Raw genomic sequence first — 14,847 nt, 5'->3', positions numbered from 1 at the left:
GGCGAGTGGAAAGGTCGATGAAGTCGGTATCCGGCAAGACTGATCCCGTGGTGCGGCGTATCGCGGTTGCCGATATTGTCGAAGCCTTGAGTGAGGGCTTGCGCGATTTTCAGGCGGTGCCGCTCTACGGGGTGGTCTTCGGCGCGCTCTATGCTGCGGGGGGCATCGCCATCATGCTCTGCCTGCTGAGGCTCGGCCTCGTCTACCTTGCCTATCCGCTCGCCGCCGGGTTTGCGATGATTGGTCCGTTCGTCGCCACCGGGCTCTATGACGTGAGCCGTCGACGCGAGAACGGGCTGACGATTTCGGTTGCGGCGATATGGTCCAGTGTGAAGTCCCGGGGCGAGATCGGTTGGATGGCTTTCGTCACGCTTTTCATCTTTGTTGTGTGGATGTACCAGGTGCGGCTGCTGATGGCGCTGCTGATTGGGCTCAATGCCTCGTTTTCCAGCTTGCATGAGTTCATGACGATTGTGCTCACGACCAACGAAGGGCTCTTGTTCCTCGCCGTCGGCAACGCCGTTGGTGCAGCCCTATCGCTGATGCTTTTTTCGCTTACGGTCGTATCGTTCCCGTTGCTGCTCGACCGGGATGTCGATTTCGTTACTGCAATGATCACCAGCGTACGCGCGGTTGCGGCCAGTCCTGGACCGATGTTGGGATGGGCCGCGGTTATTGTCGTGCTGTTAGCAGTCTCGGCGATTCCGTATTTTCTCGGCCTGATGGTGACACTCCCGGTGCTCGGCCACACCACTTGGCATCTTTACCGTCGCATTGTCGTGCCGGTGGACACTGGCGCGGCTTGACGCCGGCGAGCAGCCGGCCGTGGCGAATTGCTGCCGAGTTTGACCTGGCGCAATGCAAGGCGCCGCTCTTCAGCAGAATATTGCATCTGTTCAAAATCTTCGGGAGGTCGCCATGACAACAGCCATCGGGTCGGCATCGATCGCCAGCAGTTTGATCGGGAGAGTCGCGGACTGGCTCGGCCAGTTGCACCGTTCTGCCGACATCCGTGCACTCGGTACGTCGGAAGTCGAGTCGATTGCGCGTGATCTTCGCATCCCGCGCGCCGAGCTCGAAACTCTCGTTGCTCATAGCAGGCAGGGTGCCAAAGAATTGCCGCAGCTGCTCGAGGCGCTCGGAATTGACGAGGGATCGATTGCCGACAAGGAGCCGGGTGTGCTGCGCGACCTTACGTTGGTATGCTCACTTTGCTCGACGAAGTTCCGGTGCAACCGTGAGATGCAGGCCGCGACGGCGGCTCTGCACTATCCGGAATATTGCGCGAACAGTTACACAATCGATGCGCTCAGAAAGAAGCCTTCAAGGCCAGAAACAATTGACCTGCTTCGGGGGCCCGGCTGCTGCTGATTGTCTTGGCCGAGAAGGCGCTCGGCGGGCTTATCCGCCTCCTGCGAGGCGATGGCCTACGGAGTCCGGGCGATGCCGGGACGGCAAGCGCGAGCTCTGTCCGCAACTCGCTCGCTGTTGTGAGCGGTCATTTCAAGGACTGCCGAAGGCTGGGCGACGATGCCCGAAACCCATGCCGTTTTGCGTGCCAAGAATCTCTGACGAAGAAATGGTAGGCCGCGGACGGAGACGGAGGATCACATGGGAGCGATTAGCGAGCACCATCACGCCGATCGGGTCGAAGCTGCGATCGGCTCGGGCCAAGCGGCGAGATCCGCCGTGGTCGCGTCCTGGTGCCGTTCTTCCCGATTGCACTGTCTCGATCCGTCCGGTGTCCGACCGCCGCTACGGCTGACGGAACCCGAGGTGCGGCAAGCGATCGAACGAAATGAGTTATTGATCGGTGCCGCGCGGTTCGCAATGAACCGACTGTATCACGCCGTGGGCGCTATCGGATGCTGTGTGCTGTTGGCCAGTCGCGAGGGCGTCCCCGTCGATCGACGTGGAGCTCCAGCCGACGACCCCACGTTCGAGCGTTGGGGCCTGTGGACCGGCTCGCTCTGGAGCGAGGAGTACGAAGGAACCAACGGCATCGGCACCTGTCTGGCCGAGCAGCGCGCGTTGACGATCCACCGCGATCAGCATTTCTTCTCGCGCAACACGCTGCTCAGTTGTACGGCTGTTCCGATCTACGACGGCCACGCAAGGCTGGCAGGCGTTCTCGATGTTTCCTCCTGCCGCGCCGATCACACCGACACGATCGCGAATCTGATCACGCTCGCGCTCGGTGAAGCGGCGCGGCGGATCGAGACCGAGCTGTTCCGGTACGCTTTTGCAGATGCTCGGATCGTGCTGACGCCGCCGATTGATATCCGCGGCAGCGGGTTGCTGGCGATCGACCGGGACGACCTCGTGGTCGGGGCCACGCGCGACGCTCGCTTGGTGTTTGGCATCCCGCCCGATCGTCAGTTGCGGCCGGTCCCGGCCGCGGATCTGCTCTGCTGCGAGGAAGGGATCCATGAGCGGCTCGGCGACGCGCAACGCGCGACCTTGCAACGGGCGCTGACGCGCGCGGGAGGCAATGTCTCGGCAGCGGCGAGGGCGCTTGGGGTTAGCCGCGCCACCTTGCATCGCAAGCTCAAGCGCTTCGACCTCAAGCCGCTCGCTTGAATTCCTTACAGGCATTCGAGCACCCGCGCAGCGTCGGATGTCGCACCTTTGAGACAGGTTGCAGGTACGATCCGACACCGGCCGGCTGACATTTTCGCTTTCACCCGACATGTTCGATCTCGGCATCGCGCTGACGCGAGGCCGGTAATCAAGCAATGCAACAGCGGGAGTGAATCATGAACAAGCCGGAATTCCTCACGGCATCGCAAAATCCGTTTACCGAACGTTATGACAATTTCATCGGCGGCAAATGGGTCGCGCCCAGGTCGGGCAAGTATTTCGACAACGCCTCGCCGGTGACGGGGCAGGTGGTCTGCAAGATCGCGCGCTCGGAAGCGCCGGACATCGAAGCTGCGCTCGACGCAGCCCATGCCGCCAAGGAGGCCTGGGGCCGCACCAGCGTGGTCGAACGCGCTCTCATTCTCAACCGCATCGCGGACCGGATGGAAGAAAATCTCGAGCTGTTGGCGATCGCCGAGACCTGGGACAACGGCAAGCCCATCCGCGAGACCCGCGCCGCCGACCTGCCGCTGGCGATCGACCATTTCCGCTATTTCGCCGGCGTCGTGCGCGGCCAGGAGGGTAGCCTTGCCGAAATCGACAACGACACCGTCGCTTATCATTTCCATGAGCCGTTGGGCGTCGTCGGTCAGATCATTCCCTGGAACTTCCCGTTGCTGATGGCGTGCTGGAAGATGGCGCCGGCGCTCGCGGCAGGCAACTGCGTCGTACTGAAGCCTGCGGAGCAGACTCCGGCCTCGATCATGGTCTGGATCGAGCTGATCGGCGACCTGCTGCCGCCCGGTGTGCTCAACATTGTCAACGGCTTCGGGCTCGAGGCCGGCAAGCCGCTCGCGTCGAGTCCGCGCATCTCCAAGATCGCCTTCACCGGCGAAACCTCCACCGGCCGGCTGATCATGCAGTATGCCAGCCAGAACCTGATCCGGGTTACGCTCGAGCTCGGCGGGAAGTCGCCGAACATCTTCTTCAAGGACGTGGCGGCTGAGAACGATGACTTCCTCGACAAGGCGATCGAGGGGTTCGTCATGTTCGCGCTGAACCAGGGCGAGGTCTGCACCTGTCCGAGCCGGGCGCTGGTGCAGGAGTCGATCTATGAGCGTTTCATGGAGAAGGCCTTGAAGCGTGTCCGGGCCATCACCCAGGGCGACCCGCGCAACGCCGGGACCATGATCGGTGCTCAGGCCTCCGGCGAGCAGTTGGAGAAGATCCTGTCCTATATCGACATTGGCAAGAAGGAGGGCGCGCAACTCCTGACCGGCGGCGCGCGGGCCGATCTCGGCGGCGATCTCTCTGGCGGCTTCTACGTCCAGCCGACCGTGTTCCACGGCAACAACAAGATGGCGGATCTTCCAGGAGGAGATTTTCGGCCCCGTGGTCTCCGTCACCACCTTCAAGACCGACGAGGAGGCGCTCGCGATCGCCAACGACACGCTATACGGCCTCGGCGCCGGCGTCTGGAGCCGCGACGCCAATCGCTGCTATCGCTTCGGCCGAGCGATCCAGGCCGGCCGGGTCTGGACCAACTGCTATCATGCCTATCCCGCCCATGCCGCCTTCGGCGGCTACAAGCAGTCGGGTATCGGTCGCGAGACCCACAAGATGATGCTCGACCACTATCAGCAGACCAAGAATCTGCTGGTCAGCTACAGCCCGAAGAAGCTCGGCTTCTTCTAAAGGCCGTATCGCGCGCGGACCCAACTGTCCGCGCGCACGCTGACGGGCGGCTGTTTCAAACGCTGCTTTGTGTCTATTTCTGCTGGAAATGAATGGTGAGGAGCGGGACGAGTCTTCAAGGCCCTCGATTGCCGGTGCCGTCGGCGCGTCTCACTGAACGCTACCAACAAGTGCAGACGTACACCGATCTGCACGCGATCACCTGGAAGAAGATCGAACACTTCTTCCTTCACTACGGGGATCACGAACCCGGCAAGTGGGCGCGACTTGCGGGGGGAGACGCGGACGAAGCCCCCAAATTGCTTGAGACGGCGATTTCGCGCGCCGCGATCCAAAACTCGCGCCGAGGGAAGACTATTGGGACCCTGGCGCCGGAAAGGGAACGCAGGCGTCGAACTTTCGCAGATCCTCGCGATTCCGCAGCTTTTCGACTGCCGATACGCTGCGCGCGGCCCTCCCTGCGGGAACAGCAGTCAGACGAGAAGTTAAAGAGATCATGTAGCGCGGCAGGCGCGCCTGTGCCGGTGCAAGCAGTCGCTAGTCGCCTATTTGCCCGCGCCGGTCGTCAGCCCGCTGACGATGTAGCGCTCCAGGAAGATGCCGATCAGGACGAGGGGCGCGATTGCGGCCGTCGATAGTGCCGCCATCGACCACCAGTTGATGCCTTGCGAGCCGGTTTGGCTCGCAACCATCACGGGCAGGGTCTTGGCATCCGTGCTGGTCAGCAGCGCGGCGAAGAAATACTCGTTCCAGCACAGCACCAGCGAGAGAATAAAAGCCGCCGCCATACCAGGAAAAGCCAAGGGCAGGATGATGCGCAGAAACGCGCCCCAGGTCGACAGACCATCGACGAAAGCCGCCTCGTCGAGCTCGACCGGTATGGCATTGAACTGGTCCCGCATGATCCAGATGACGATCGGCAGCACTGTCAGCGTATAGAGCAGGATCAGGCCGAAGGTGGTGTCGAGTAGCGCGAGCGCCTTGTAGAGCACGAGGAAGGGCAGGGCGAGCACCACCGGCGGAAGGATGAGCTGCGACATGAAGAAGAACAGGATATCGTCGTTGCGCATCCAGGCGAATTTGTAGCGGAAGCGGCTCAAGCCATACGCCGCCAGCGATCCGAGGATCAGTGCCAGGACCGACGCGCCGACGGAGGTGATGATGCTGTTGATGAAGCGGTTGACGAACTCGGAGCGGGCGGTGGAGGTTTCGAACAGCGTATCCGGCGACAGCCCGAGCGAGCGCCAGCCCTTCCAGTCCGGATTGAAGTCCACCCACGGGATCAGGTGCGCCTGCGTCACGTCGACCGCCGACTTGAACGAGGTCGTGACAGTCCAATAGATCGGAAACAGGCAAATGAATGTCCAGAACAGCAGCGCGGCGTAGATCAGCGCGCGGCTCGCCATTCGCTTGGCGCGCGGTGCGACGGGGTGCCTGCGGGCGGATATCGCGGTCGTGACAGCCACGTGAGCAACTCCCTCAAGTAACCCGCTGCGTCCAGCGTTTGGACAAGCGCAGCACCAGCGTCAGCAGCACGATGATCAGAAGCAGATAGACCATCGCGAGAGCGGTGCCGTATCCGACGTTCGAGCGGTCGCGGTAGACGCGGTAGATGAAGCTCGACACGGTGTCGGTCGCGCCGCCAGGACCGCCGGCGGTGACGTTGATGACGATGTCGGCAAGCTTCAGCTTGAAAATGATGCGGATGATGAGCACGGTGATGCTGACCGGCAGCATGATCGGAAACGTCACGTGCCAGAACGACTGCCAGCCGTTCGCGCCGTCGACCTTGGCGGCCTCCTGCACCTCCTTGGGCATGGCCTGGAGGCCCGCGAGCAGGATGATCATGATGAAGGGAATGGATACCCAGGCGTCCATCGCCTGGATCGTGAAACGTGCCATCCAGGGGGAGGCGAAGAAGGCCGGGTTGTCCCATCCGAGATAGCGCGCCAGCGTCGCCGCCGGACCGAAGCGATATTCCAGGAGCGACTTGCCGATCATCCAGCTCACGGCGACCGGGCTCAGCATCATCGGCAGCAGGAATACAACACGAAAGAATTTCCGCGCGCGGATCTCGGCGCTGAGCAGCAGCGCGAGCGCGAACGCGATCGCATACTCGCCGAGCACTGCGACGGAGTAGAACACCATATTGCCGAGCGCATTCCAGTAGTAGGTGTCACTCAGCATGGCCCTTACGTTGTCGAGCCCACTAAAGTGCGGGCCCTCGATCGAGGACAGGTTCCAGTCGAGCGAGGCGATGTAGAGCCCGAAGATGGTCGGAAAGATCACCACGGCGACGGTGAAGAACACGGCCGGCAGCAGGAACAGCGCGCGCTGGCCGCGCTCGCCGCGAATGAGCACCTGCGCGGTCCCGAACGCGATCGCCCAGAGCAGGTAGACGATCAGGATCGGGCGCCAGGTCGAGAAGCCGGCGTCGATCGCGCCGGCTGCATGCAGGACCTGAACGACCAGCACGACCAGGAACACGAGCGAGGCGAGACCGATCAAGATGCGGCCGACCGTGGCGCGCCCGCGCACTGCGCGCTTGATCGCTGCTTTCGGGGCGACGGCGTCGGCTATGTCAACGGAACTTTGCATCGAATTCGATCTCGCCGGGCCGCGCTTCAGCTTTCCCGCGTGCGGGAGAGCATAGGCCGCCTTCGGCGACCGTCCTCTCGCGAAATGCCGAAAGCAAAGCCACGGCTCTGCCTAAGGCGCGGGTGAGGGCACTCTCCACTCCGGGACTCCCAATGCGGACGCATCCTCTCCCTGCCCCTCCCCCGCACGTGGGGGAGGGGGGCGCCTCTGGCTTCGAGGTCTGCAGCGAGATCATCCACCCTATACGCCGAAAGAGGCCTTGTAGAGTCCGATCTGCCGCTCGCGGCCGAGTTGGTCGGTCAGCTTCTCCCAGGCGGCGGCGATGTTGTTGGCGCCGGTCTGCGCGTCGAGCTTGCCGGAGAAGATCTTCGTCAGCTCGTCCTCGGCGACGCTGTAGTACTGGAAGATGCCGGGGATGCGCGGCTCGACCGCCCGATTGGGATGGTTGTACGAGTTGAACTGCGAGTTCAGATAGGACGTGATGTACTTCCTGTCGTAACCTGCCGCCACCCATTCATCGATGTGAGAGTGGCTGGTCCGGTGGACCTGGAAGCCCGATGGATACATCACCGTCCAGAGCGATAGATCCTTGCCGCCGAGATGCGCGGCCGCGCTCCAGGCCGCCTTGTGCTTCTTCTCGTCGCCATTGACCCGCGCCATCACATAGATGCCCCAGCCGAGATAGGCGCAGTTCGGTGCGTTGTTCGGCCCGCTCGGAAGCTTGTCCCATTGGCCGGTCTTGGAATTGTAGACGTCGTCCGACCCCGGCAAGATGTCGAAACCGACGGTATCGCCAATGACGGACGTGTCGCTCGCCTTCGCCACCTGGCCGATGTCACCCCACCAGGGGATCATCGAGCCGATGCCGGCCAAAAATTGCTGGAAGCCGGTGGTGTTCGGATCGGCATTGAGCTGGTCGGCCGGCTCGGAGGGCAACGCATCGATCACGTCCTGGATGGCGCGCACCCAGGCCGGATTGTTGATGCGCGGCTTCATCGTGTCGATGTCGAACAGCCATGCCTTGTCGTCGGGATGTTTGGCGTAGGCAGTCGCGCGGCTGCCGAGAAAATAGAAGCCGAACCCACCCCAGGGCTTTGGCGCGTCCAGATAGCCATAGACGCTCTGGCCCTTGAACTTCTGGCCCTTGAGGAACTTCGTGACCGCCTGCACCTGCTGCCAGGTTTTCGGCACTCCCCATTCGCTTGTGTTGCCGGCATCCTTCCAGGCCTTGGCGAGCGCGGCGTCCGAGAATACGTCGGTGCGATAGTTGAAGTTATGGCAATCGCCATCGATCGTGACGCGATAGGTCTTGCCGTTCCAGGTGCCGACCGGCGGCTTCAGGTAAGCGACGTAGTCATCGATATCGATTTGCTTCTTGACCCAGTCCGGCATTTCTGAGGCGAGACCCTTGCCGCAGACGTCGCCCTCGAAGGGCGCACCCATCTCGAGGATATCGAAATCGACGGTACCAGTTGCGATCGCCTGTTGCAGGCGTGGGTTGTAGTCGGCCTGCGCCAAATCGATCCAGGAGATTTTCGCGCCCGTATAGGCCTCCCATGGCTTCAGGAAGCCGCGGAACAGCAGATTGTGCAAGTTCTGATTATTCAGTCCCATGAAGGAGAGTTCGACGCCCTTGAACTCACCCTCCTTGATGCTTGCCTTGGTCGGGCCGAGGCAGAGCTCGCCGACCTTTTGCCAGTCGGCGTCGGTGGGCGCACCCTTGCCGACGCCAGGAATCTTGGTGATCTCCGCGCGCAGATTGGCCTGGGCGAATGCAAGCTCGGAGAACGTGCCGAGCGCGCCGGTTGTGCCAAGTGCGGCGGCTCCGGCCGCGCTCTTGAGCACCGTTCGCCGGGTCGGGTGCGTTGCGGGATGTTGATCATGCTCTTGCTGCTTCACCACGAAATCCTCCCTTTTTTGACGCTGCTTATGTTAAAGTGCTGGTCAGGTCAGATTGGGCCGCCTACGCACCACCGACATGTGAGGCTCGCCGAAGTTCATGTCGCGGCGATGGTGCTGGAAGCCGCGTCAAGTATGCAACGGCACCGATCAATGTCAACGAATCCGCGCAAAGCGGACGCCGTTCCTGCGTTGCAGTAGGGAAATTCGTATGGCGCGAGGTCCGCGATGGCAACGTGTTGCCCATTGCGCAAGCGTTTCCAAGACGCCGCTGGGCCCAACCGGTTCGTCGAAGGATCTCTCCATGCGGTGACCTGCCACCGCAGGCCCGTCGTCGCGATGGCACCCGGGCGACCTGACGACGCCCGGGTGCGATGGTGGCCGCCAGCGCGATGATGTCAAGCGCGTGCCATTGCCCGATCGGCTTCGATGGTTCGGAAGGTCAGCCACGCCAACCCATGATTTGGGGGCGCGATATCCGCTCCTAAATTCCAGCGCTCTGTCCGCCGTCGACGTGTAGGATCTCGCCGGTGGTGAAGCCTGCTCCTTCCAGGTACATCACCGCGTCGACAATTTCGTTCACTTCGCCCATCCGTCCGATCGGATGCAGCCCAGCCAGGAATTCATACATTTCCGGCGCATGCATGGGCGTTTTGGTGGCGCCCGGCGCCACCGCGTTGACGCGGATTCCTCGGCTTGCATATTCGACTGCGAGCGATTTCGTTGCCGCGTTCAAGCCGCCCTTCGTCAAGGCTGCTAGCACGGACGGTACGCGGCTGTCAGCGTTCTCGTCCAGACTGCTCGTGATCTGCACGATATGCCCGGATTTCCGCTTGAGCATTTCCGCGACAGCGCGTTGAGTGATATGGAAAAAGCCATTGAGATTGATCGCCACCATGCTGGCATAATCTTTGGACGTATATTCGGTGAATGGCTTGCCGATGAAGATGCCGGCATTGTTGATGAGGGTATCCACGCGGCCGAAGCGCTCGATCGCCTGCGACATGATGCGGTCCGCAGTGGCTGAATCGGTGATGTCGCCGGCAACCGTCGAGATATTGGGATCAGTCGAGGGCCTGATCGAGCGCGAATTTGCGATGACGCAAAAATCGCGATCGCGATAAGCCCTGACGAGGGCCTCACCGATACCCTGCGACGCGCCGGTGATGATTGCGACTTTCTGACTTGCACCCATGATGGCCTCCATGTTCTGGATTGAATCGGCGGGGGCGCCCGCCGTGTTTGTTTCGCTACTGCGCGGTCCAACCGCCGTCCACCGAGATTGCCGTGCCCGTGATCTGGTCTGCCGCAGGCGAACAGAGGAAGGCGACGGTGCCGCCAAGCTGCGAGGGCGAGACAAAGTCGAGGGATGGCTGCTTTTCAGCCAAGATCTCGTCGGCTGCCTCCTTCTGGCTTATGTGCTTTTGAGCGGCGATGTCGCTGATCTGCTTTTCGACCAAGGGCGTTCGTACCCACCCTGGACAGACTGTATTGCAAGTGACGCCGCTGCCCGCCGTCTCCAGACCGACCACCTTGGTCAGACCGACCAACCCGTGCTTGGCTGCGACATAGGCCGCCTTGTGCGTCGATGCGACCAGGCCGTGCGTCGACGCGATGTTGACGATCCGTCCCCATCGCTGCTTTTTCATCTGGGGCACCGCCGCGGCAATCCCGTGAAATGCGGCGGACAGGTTGATGTCGAGAATTGCATTCCACTTGGCGGCGGGAAACTCCTCGATGGGCGCGGTGAACTGTATACCGGCGTTGTTGACGAGGATGTCGAGGCGCCCGAATGTCTCGATCGTTCTGGCGATCATTCCGCGCACGGCGTGCTCCTTCGACATATCGGCGCCGTCGTAAACGACGCGCACGCCGTGCTCGCGTTCGATCCCGCTGCGGATGGATTCGATCTCGCCCGGTTCACCGAAGCCGTTCAATACGAGGTTTGCCCGGAGTCTGGCCAATTCCCTGGCGATACCCAGCCCAATGCCGCTGGTTGATCCGGTCACGACAGCTACCTTATTCTTCAACATGTGAGTCCCTTTCGGTTGAGGAAGACTAGTGGGCACCGCCGGCATCGAGGCGATCGGGCTTCTTGAGCATCACCGCCGCCAGAAGAGCGACGATCTGGGAGACGCCGAGCAGATAGAAGGTGTCGCTGAAGCCGAGGATGAAGGCCTGCTTCTGGATGATCTTGCCAATCGCGACATAGGCGTGATGAGCTGCATCGACGCGGTCGATCACGCCGTGACTCATGAAATATTGCGTGAGCTGATCAAGTCGGGTACGGGTCGCCTGCTCGAACATCGATACCGATTGCATCAGGATGTTGGAGTGGTACTGCTCGCGCTTGGTCAGCAGCGTCTGAAGAGCGGCGATGCCGATCGCACCTCCCAGGTTGCGCATCATGTTGAACAAGGCGGACGCAGACCCGGCATTCTCGGGCTCGATTCCGGCAGTGGCGACCGCCGACAGCGGCGCAAAGACGAGGGCTTGACCAAATGCCCGGATGACGTTTGGCCAGAACAGCTGGTCGGCCGCATAGTCACTGGTCATGTAGATGTTGAAGAAGTTGGACCCCCCAAAGAGCACAAAGCCGATGCCGATCACGAGGCGCGGATCGAGTCGCTGCATGAGGCGGGGTACGAGCGGGATCAGGAGGAGTTGCGGCAGACCGGTCCATGCCAACACCATGCCGATCTGCTCGGAATTGTAGCCCTGGATGCGCGATAGGTAGACCGGCAGGACATAGACCGAGCCATACAGTGATACGCCGAGCAAGAAATTCGCGAGCACGCCGAAGCCGAAATTGCGACGGAACAGAATGCGCAGATTGAGCAGCGGCTTCTTTCCGGTGAGTTCGACGGCGAGGAAGAGGGTCAGCGCGACTCCGGCAATGATGGCCAAGCGAATGATGAAGGGCGATCCGAACCAGTCGTCCTTGTTGCCCTCCTCCAGCACGGTCTGAAGCGCGGCCAGCCCGAGCGCCATCGTGGCGATGCCGGCCCAATCGCCGTCGCGCAAGAGGCGCAGCCGCATGGGCGTCGCTTCCAGCGATGTGTAGAGCATGGCGATCATGACCGCGCCAGGGACGATGTTGACGTAGAAAACGTACTCCCAACCGAAATTCTCGGTGAGGTAGCCCCCGATGGTCGGACCGATCGCGGGCGCAAATGTCGCTGAAATCGCGAACATCGCCAGCCCGATCGGCCGCTTCGACTTTGGCAGCAGCGTGATGATGAGGGTGAACGCCATGGGAATCAGCACGCCGCCGGTAAAGCCCTGGACGGCGCGGAGCGCGATCATCTGCGGCAGGTTCTGGGCGAGCGCACACGCCGCTGAAAACACCAGGAACAGGAAGGCATTGCTGAGCAGATAGCGGCGAACCGAGAACACCTGGGCAAGCCAGCCGCTCAAGGGGATCACCACGATCTCGGCGATCAGATAGGAGGTCGAGATCCATCCGCCGTCATCGATGCCCGCACCGATCCCACCCTGAATATTGGCAAGGGAGGCATTGACGATCTGGATATTGAGGACCGCCATGAACGCGCCCAGCGTGGCTCCGGTCACCGCGAGCCAGGTTTTTGCGGAGACGGCGGGAGCGGTAGCTGGTGACTGACCCTCAGTGGACGCGGCATCGATCGTGGTTCGCAGTGTCGTCATCGCGGTCTTCTCACGTGTGAAGGAGGTTGGTTTCGTCAGCCGCGGGGTTTGCCGCCGCGCGACGCGAACCGCTTCTCTGCGTCGCGTTCCGCGACGACCGCCGACTTGGTATTGACGGTCGGCTCCGCCGACATGCCCGGACGCAAGAGGCCGTTCAGGCTCTGGTCATCGAGGACGATCTTCACCGGAACACGCTGCACGATCTTCGTGAAATTGCCGGTGGCGTTGTCGGGCGGCAGCAGGGCAAACTCCAGGCCGCTCGCTGGCGACAGGCTGTCCACATGACCCTTCAGCCTGGTCGAATGGAAGCCGTCGACACGCAGTTCAACCGGCTGACCGTTGCGCACGTGAGTAAGCTGGGTCTCCTTGAAGTTCGCGACCACATAAACCGCATCGAGCGGGACCACGGCCATAAGCTGCGTTCCGGCCTGCACATACTGGCCGATCCGCAGCGTCCGCGCGCCGACCGTGCCGTCCACGGGCGCCGTGATTTGCGTGTAGGAGAGATTCAGAGCGCTCTGGTGTTCCACCGCGCGCGCGCGGTCGAGTTGCGCGACAGCCTGCGCGCGCTGGGTCGCGAGTATCCCGATCTTCTTGTTGGCTGCGAGCAATCCCGCTTTGCCTTGCTGCAGCTGGGCGGTCTGCGAGCGCAGCGCCGCGTCGGTCTGCTGAGCACGTTGTATCGTTCCGGAGCCCGATTTCATCAGCTCGTCATAACGGGCGCGCTCCTGCTGCGCGAATTTCAGACTGGCTTCGGTCGCATCCACCTCGGCCGCCTGCTGTTGAATCAGCGGTTCCTGCAATTCGATCTGCGCGTCGATGTTCTTCACCGTAGCTTCAGAGGCTGCAACGTCGGCCTTGGCCTGGTTCAGCGCCGTCCTCAGGTCGCGGTCGTCAATGCGAGCCAGCAACTGGCCGGCTTTCACGGGTTCATTGTCGGTCACCAGGACTTCGGCGACGTAGCCGGAAATTTTCGGCGCGATGATCGTGGTATCGGCTTTGACATAAGCGTCGTCCGTCGCTTCAAGGTAGCGTCCGGCCGTGAGGTAGTAGTGGCCGTAGGCCGTAGCTCCGGCGACACCCAGCGCCGCGGCGAACGCGAGCGCCGCGCGCCGGATCGCCTGACGCGACGGAGCAAGGCGGATTTTGACCTTGTCTTCGGGAGCGTAAGGAAGGGTCGTCATGGCGTTCTCCCAAACTACGTGGGCGGTTAAATCTTCAATCGTGGCGATGGACGTCATGCGTGACGATGCCGAGCTCGGGAGGCGGCAGATCCAGGCGACGCGGTTCGGCCAGCGTGCGGCGGATGTCCTCCAGGCCGCTTTGCCAATGCGCTCGCATCGCGTTCAGCCCGAACTCGTAATCCTTCGAGTGGCCCTCGTAGGTCTTGGACTGGTAGATCAGGTGAATGATGTTGTGGGAGCTGTGGCGAGCCAAATCGGCGATGCCCCGCATTTCCGGGTCCCGCTGCGCGCTCTCCGGCAGTTTCTTGATCGCTTGTTGCAATGCCCGGCGCATCTCCTGCATCCGCAGGGCCTGATTTGTAATGGCGCGCGTTCGGCTCGAATATTGAATGTCCTTCTGGCGGCTCGACACCTCCATCATGTCGTGCGGCACACGACCCTGTGCGGACCAGAGATCAACCTGGAACGTCAGCGTCTCGGCCGGTTCGCTAGAGAGCACGCGAGAAAGGGGCGTGTTCCACGCCACGCCGCCATCCCAGTAGTGCTCGCCTTCGATCTCGACTGCGGGAAATGCCGGCGGCAAGGCACCGGATGCCATGAAATGCTTCGGTCCCAGGCGGCCCTCGGCGGTGTCAAAATAGGTGAGATTACCGCTCCGTACGTTGACCGCGCCGACGCTGACCCGAACCTCGCCCGCGTTCAAGCGATCAAAATCGACGAGCCGTTCCAGCGTCCGGCTCAACGGAGCTGTGTCGTAGAAGCTCGTCGCTGCTTCACCCGAGAAGGGCGACCAGAACGGCGAGGGAAAGCGCGGCTTGAAGAAGCCGGGCTGTCCGTGAAATAGCGCCCGCATCGCGGCAAAGGCGTTATTCAGCGAGCGCATGTCGAATGCGAACGGCAACGCATCGCCCAACCCTTCGCCGGCCGGCCATCCCGTCGGACAGGCACAGATGGTCTCCCAGAACTCGCGCAGGCGCTCCACCCGCTCAGCTTCTGGCGAGCCCGCGATAATGGCAGCATTGAGTGCTCCGATCGAAATGCCGGCGATCCAGTTCGGCCGGATGCCGGCCTCGTGCAGGCCCTCATAGACTCCAGCCTGATACGCTCCCAGCGCTCCGCCGCCTTGCAAGACCAATGCGACGACATCGTAGGGCAAAGGCCTCGAGGGCTCTGCCGCGGCACTCGTCTGCTCACGCATCACATTCAACATGTTGCAAACTCCCGA

The 14,847-nt window shown here is 62.0% G+C and carries 11 protein-coding genes and 3 pseudogenes; 6 read left to right on the top strand and 8 right to left on the bottom strand.

Annotated elements, in window-relative coordinates; translation table 11 throughout:
• Positions 1-17: 17 nt before the first annotated feature.
• The 6 genes and pseudogenes from ACVW16_RS08715 to ACVW16_RS08690 all read left to right on the top strand — a co-directional run.
• Positions 18-806, top strand: a complete 789-nt coding sequence (locus ACVW16_RS08715) for a DUF2189 domain-containing protein (protein ID WP_456704898.1) — start codon at positions 18-20, stop codon at positions 804-806.
• Positions 807-918: 112 nt separating this feature from the next.
• Positions 919-1,371: a DUF6455 family protein gene (locus tag ACVW16_RS08710; RefSeq protein WP_456735912.1), complete on the top strand. Its 453-nt coding sequence runs from the start codon at positions 919-921 to the stop codon at positions 1,369-1,371.
• Between the two features lie 240 nt (positions 1,372-1,611).
• Complete coding sequence (locus ACVW16_RS08705; protein WP_456704896.1) at positions 1,612-2,580, top strand: GAF domain-containing protein; 969 nt, start codon at positions 1,612-1,614, stop codon at positions 2,578-2,580.
• Positions 2,581-2,756: 176 nt separating this feature from the next.
• Positions 2,757-4,275 (top strand): annotated as a pseudogene (gene adh / locus ACVW16_RS08700) (aldehyde dehydrogenase).
• Positions 4,276-4,367: 92 nt separating this feature from the next.
• Positions 4,368-4,586, top strand: a pseudogene (locus ACVW16_RS08695) (inorganic diphosphatase); the annotation flags it as partial.
• A 65-nt stretch (positions 4,587-4,651) separates the two neighbouring features.
• Positions 4,652-4,777, top strand: a pseudogene (locus ACVW16_RS08690) (hypothetical protein); the annotation flags it as partial.
• Positions 4,778-4,820: 43 nt separating this feature from the next.
• On the opposite strand, the gene ACVW16_RS08685 reads toward ACVW16_RS08690, so the two are convergent.
• The 8 genes from ACVW16_RS08685 to ACVW16_RS08650 all read right to left on the bottom strand — a co-directional run bounded on the left by ACVW16_RS08685 (position 4,821) and on the right by ACVW16_RS08650 (position 14,832).
• Positions 4,821-5,681, bottom strand: a complete 861-nt coding sequence (locus tag ACVW16_RS08685) for a carbohydrate ABC transporter permease (RefSeq protein WP_456705346.1) — start codon at positions 5,679-5,681, stop codon at positions 4,821-4,823.
• A 73-nt stretch (positions 5,682-5,754) separates the two neighbouring features.
• Complete coding sequence (locus ACVW16_RS08680) at positions 5,755-6,873, bottom strand: carbohydrate ABC transporter permease (RefSeq protein WP_456735910.1); 1,119 nt, start codon at positions 6,871-6,873, stop codon at positions 5,755-5,757.
• Positions 6,874-7,113: 240 nt separating this feature from the next.
• A complete protein-coding gene (locus ACVW16_RS08675; RefSeq protein WP_456738206.1) occupies positions 7,114-8,772 on the bottom strand; it encodes a sugar ABC transporter substrate-binding protein in 1,659 nt (552 codons plus the stop codon).
• Between the two features lie 484 nt (positions 8,773-9,256).
• On the bottom strand, positions 9,257-9,967 hold the full coding sequence (locus ACVW16_RS08670; protein WP_456738205.1) for an SDR family NAD(P)-dependent oxidoreductase: 711 nt from the start codon (positions 9,965-9,967) through the stop codon (positions 9,257-9,259).
• Positions 9,968-10,022: 55 nt separating this feature from the next.
• Positions 10,023-10,805, bottom strand: a complete 783-nt coding sequence (locus ACVW16_RS08665; RefSeq protein ID WP_456735909.1) for a 3-hydroxybutyrate dehydrogenase — start codon at positions 10,803-10,805, stop codon at positions 10,023-10,025.
• A 25-nt stretch (positions 10,806-10,830) separates the two neighbouring features.
• Entirely contained in the window at positions 10,831-12,438 is a 1,608-nt protein-coding gene (locus ACVW16_RS08660) for an MDR family MFS transporter (RefSeq protein WP_456735908.1), read from the bottom strand.
• Between the two features lie 35 nt (positions 12,439-12,473).
• Positions 12,474-13,622, bottom strand: a complete 1,149-nt coding sequence (locus tag ACVW16_RS08655; RefSeq protein WP_456735907.1) for an HlyD family secretion protein — start codon at positions 13,620-13,622, stop codon at positions 12,474-12,476.
• Between the two features lie 34 nt (positions 13,623-13,656).
• Positions 13,657-14,832, bottom strand: coding sequence for a patatin-like phospholipase family protein (locus ACVW16_RS08650; protein WP_456704890.1), 1,176 nt, complete (start codon positions 14,830-14,832; stop codon positions 13,657-13,659).
• Between the last annotated feature and the right edge of the window lie 15 nt (positions 14,833-14,847).

It is taken from the genome of Bradyrhizobium sp. USDA 4474 (assembly GCF_054057515.1).
This window is presented reverse-complemented; position numbering and strand designations above follow the sequence as displayed.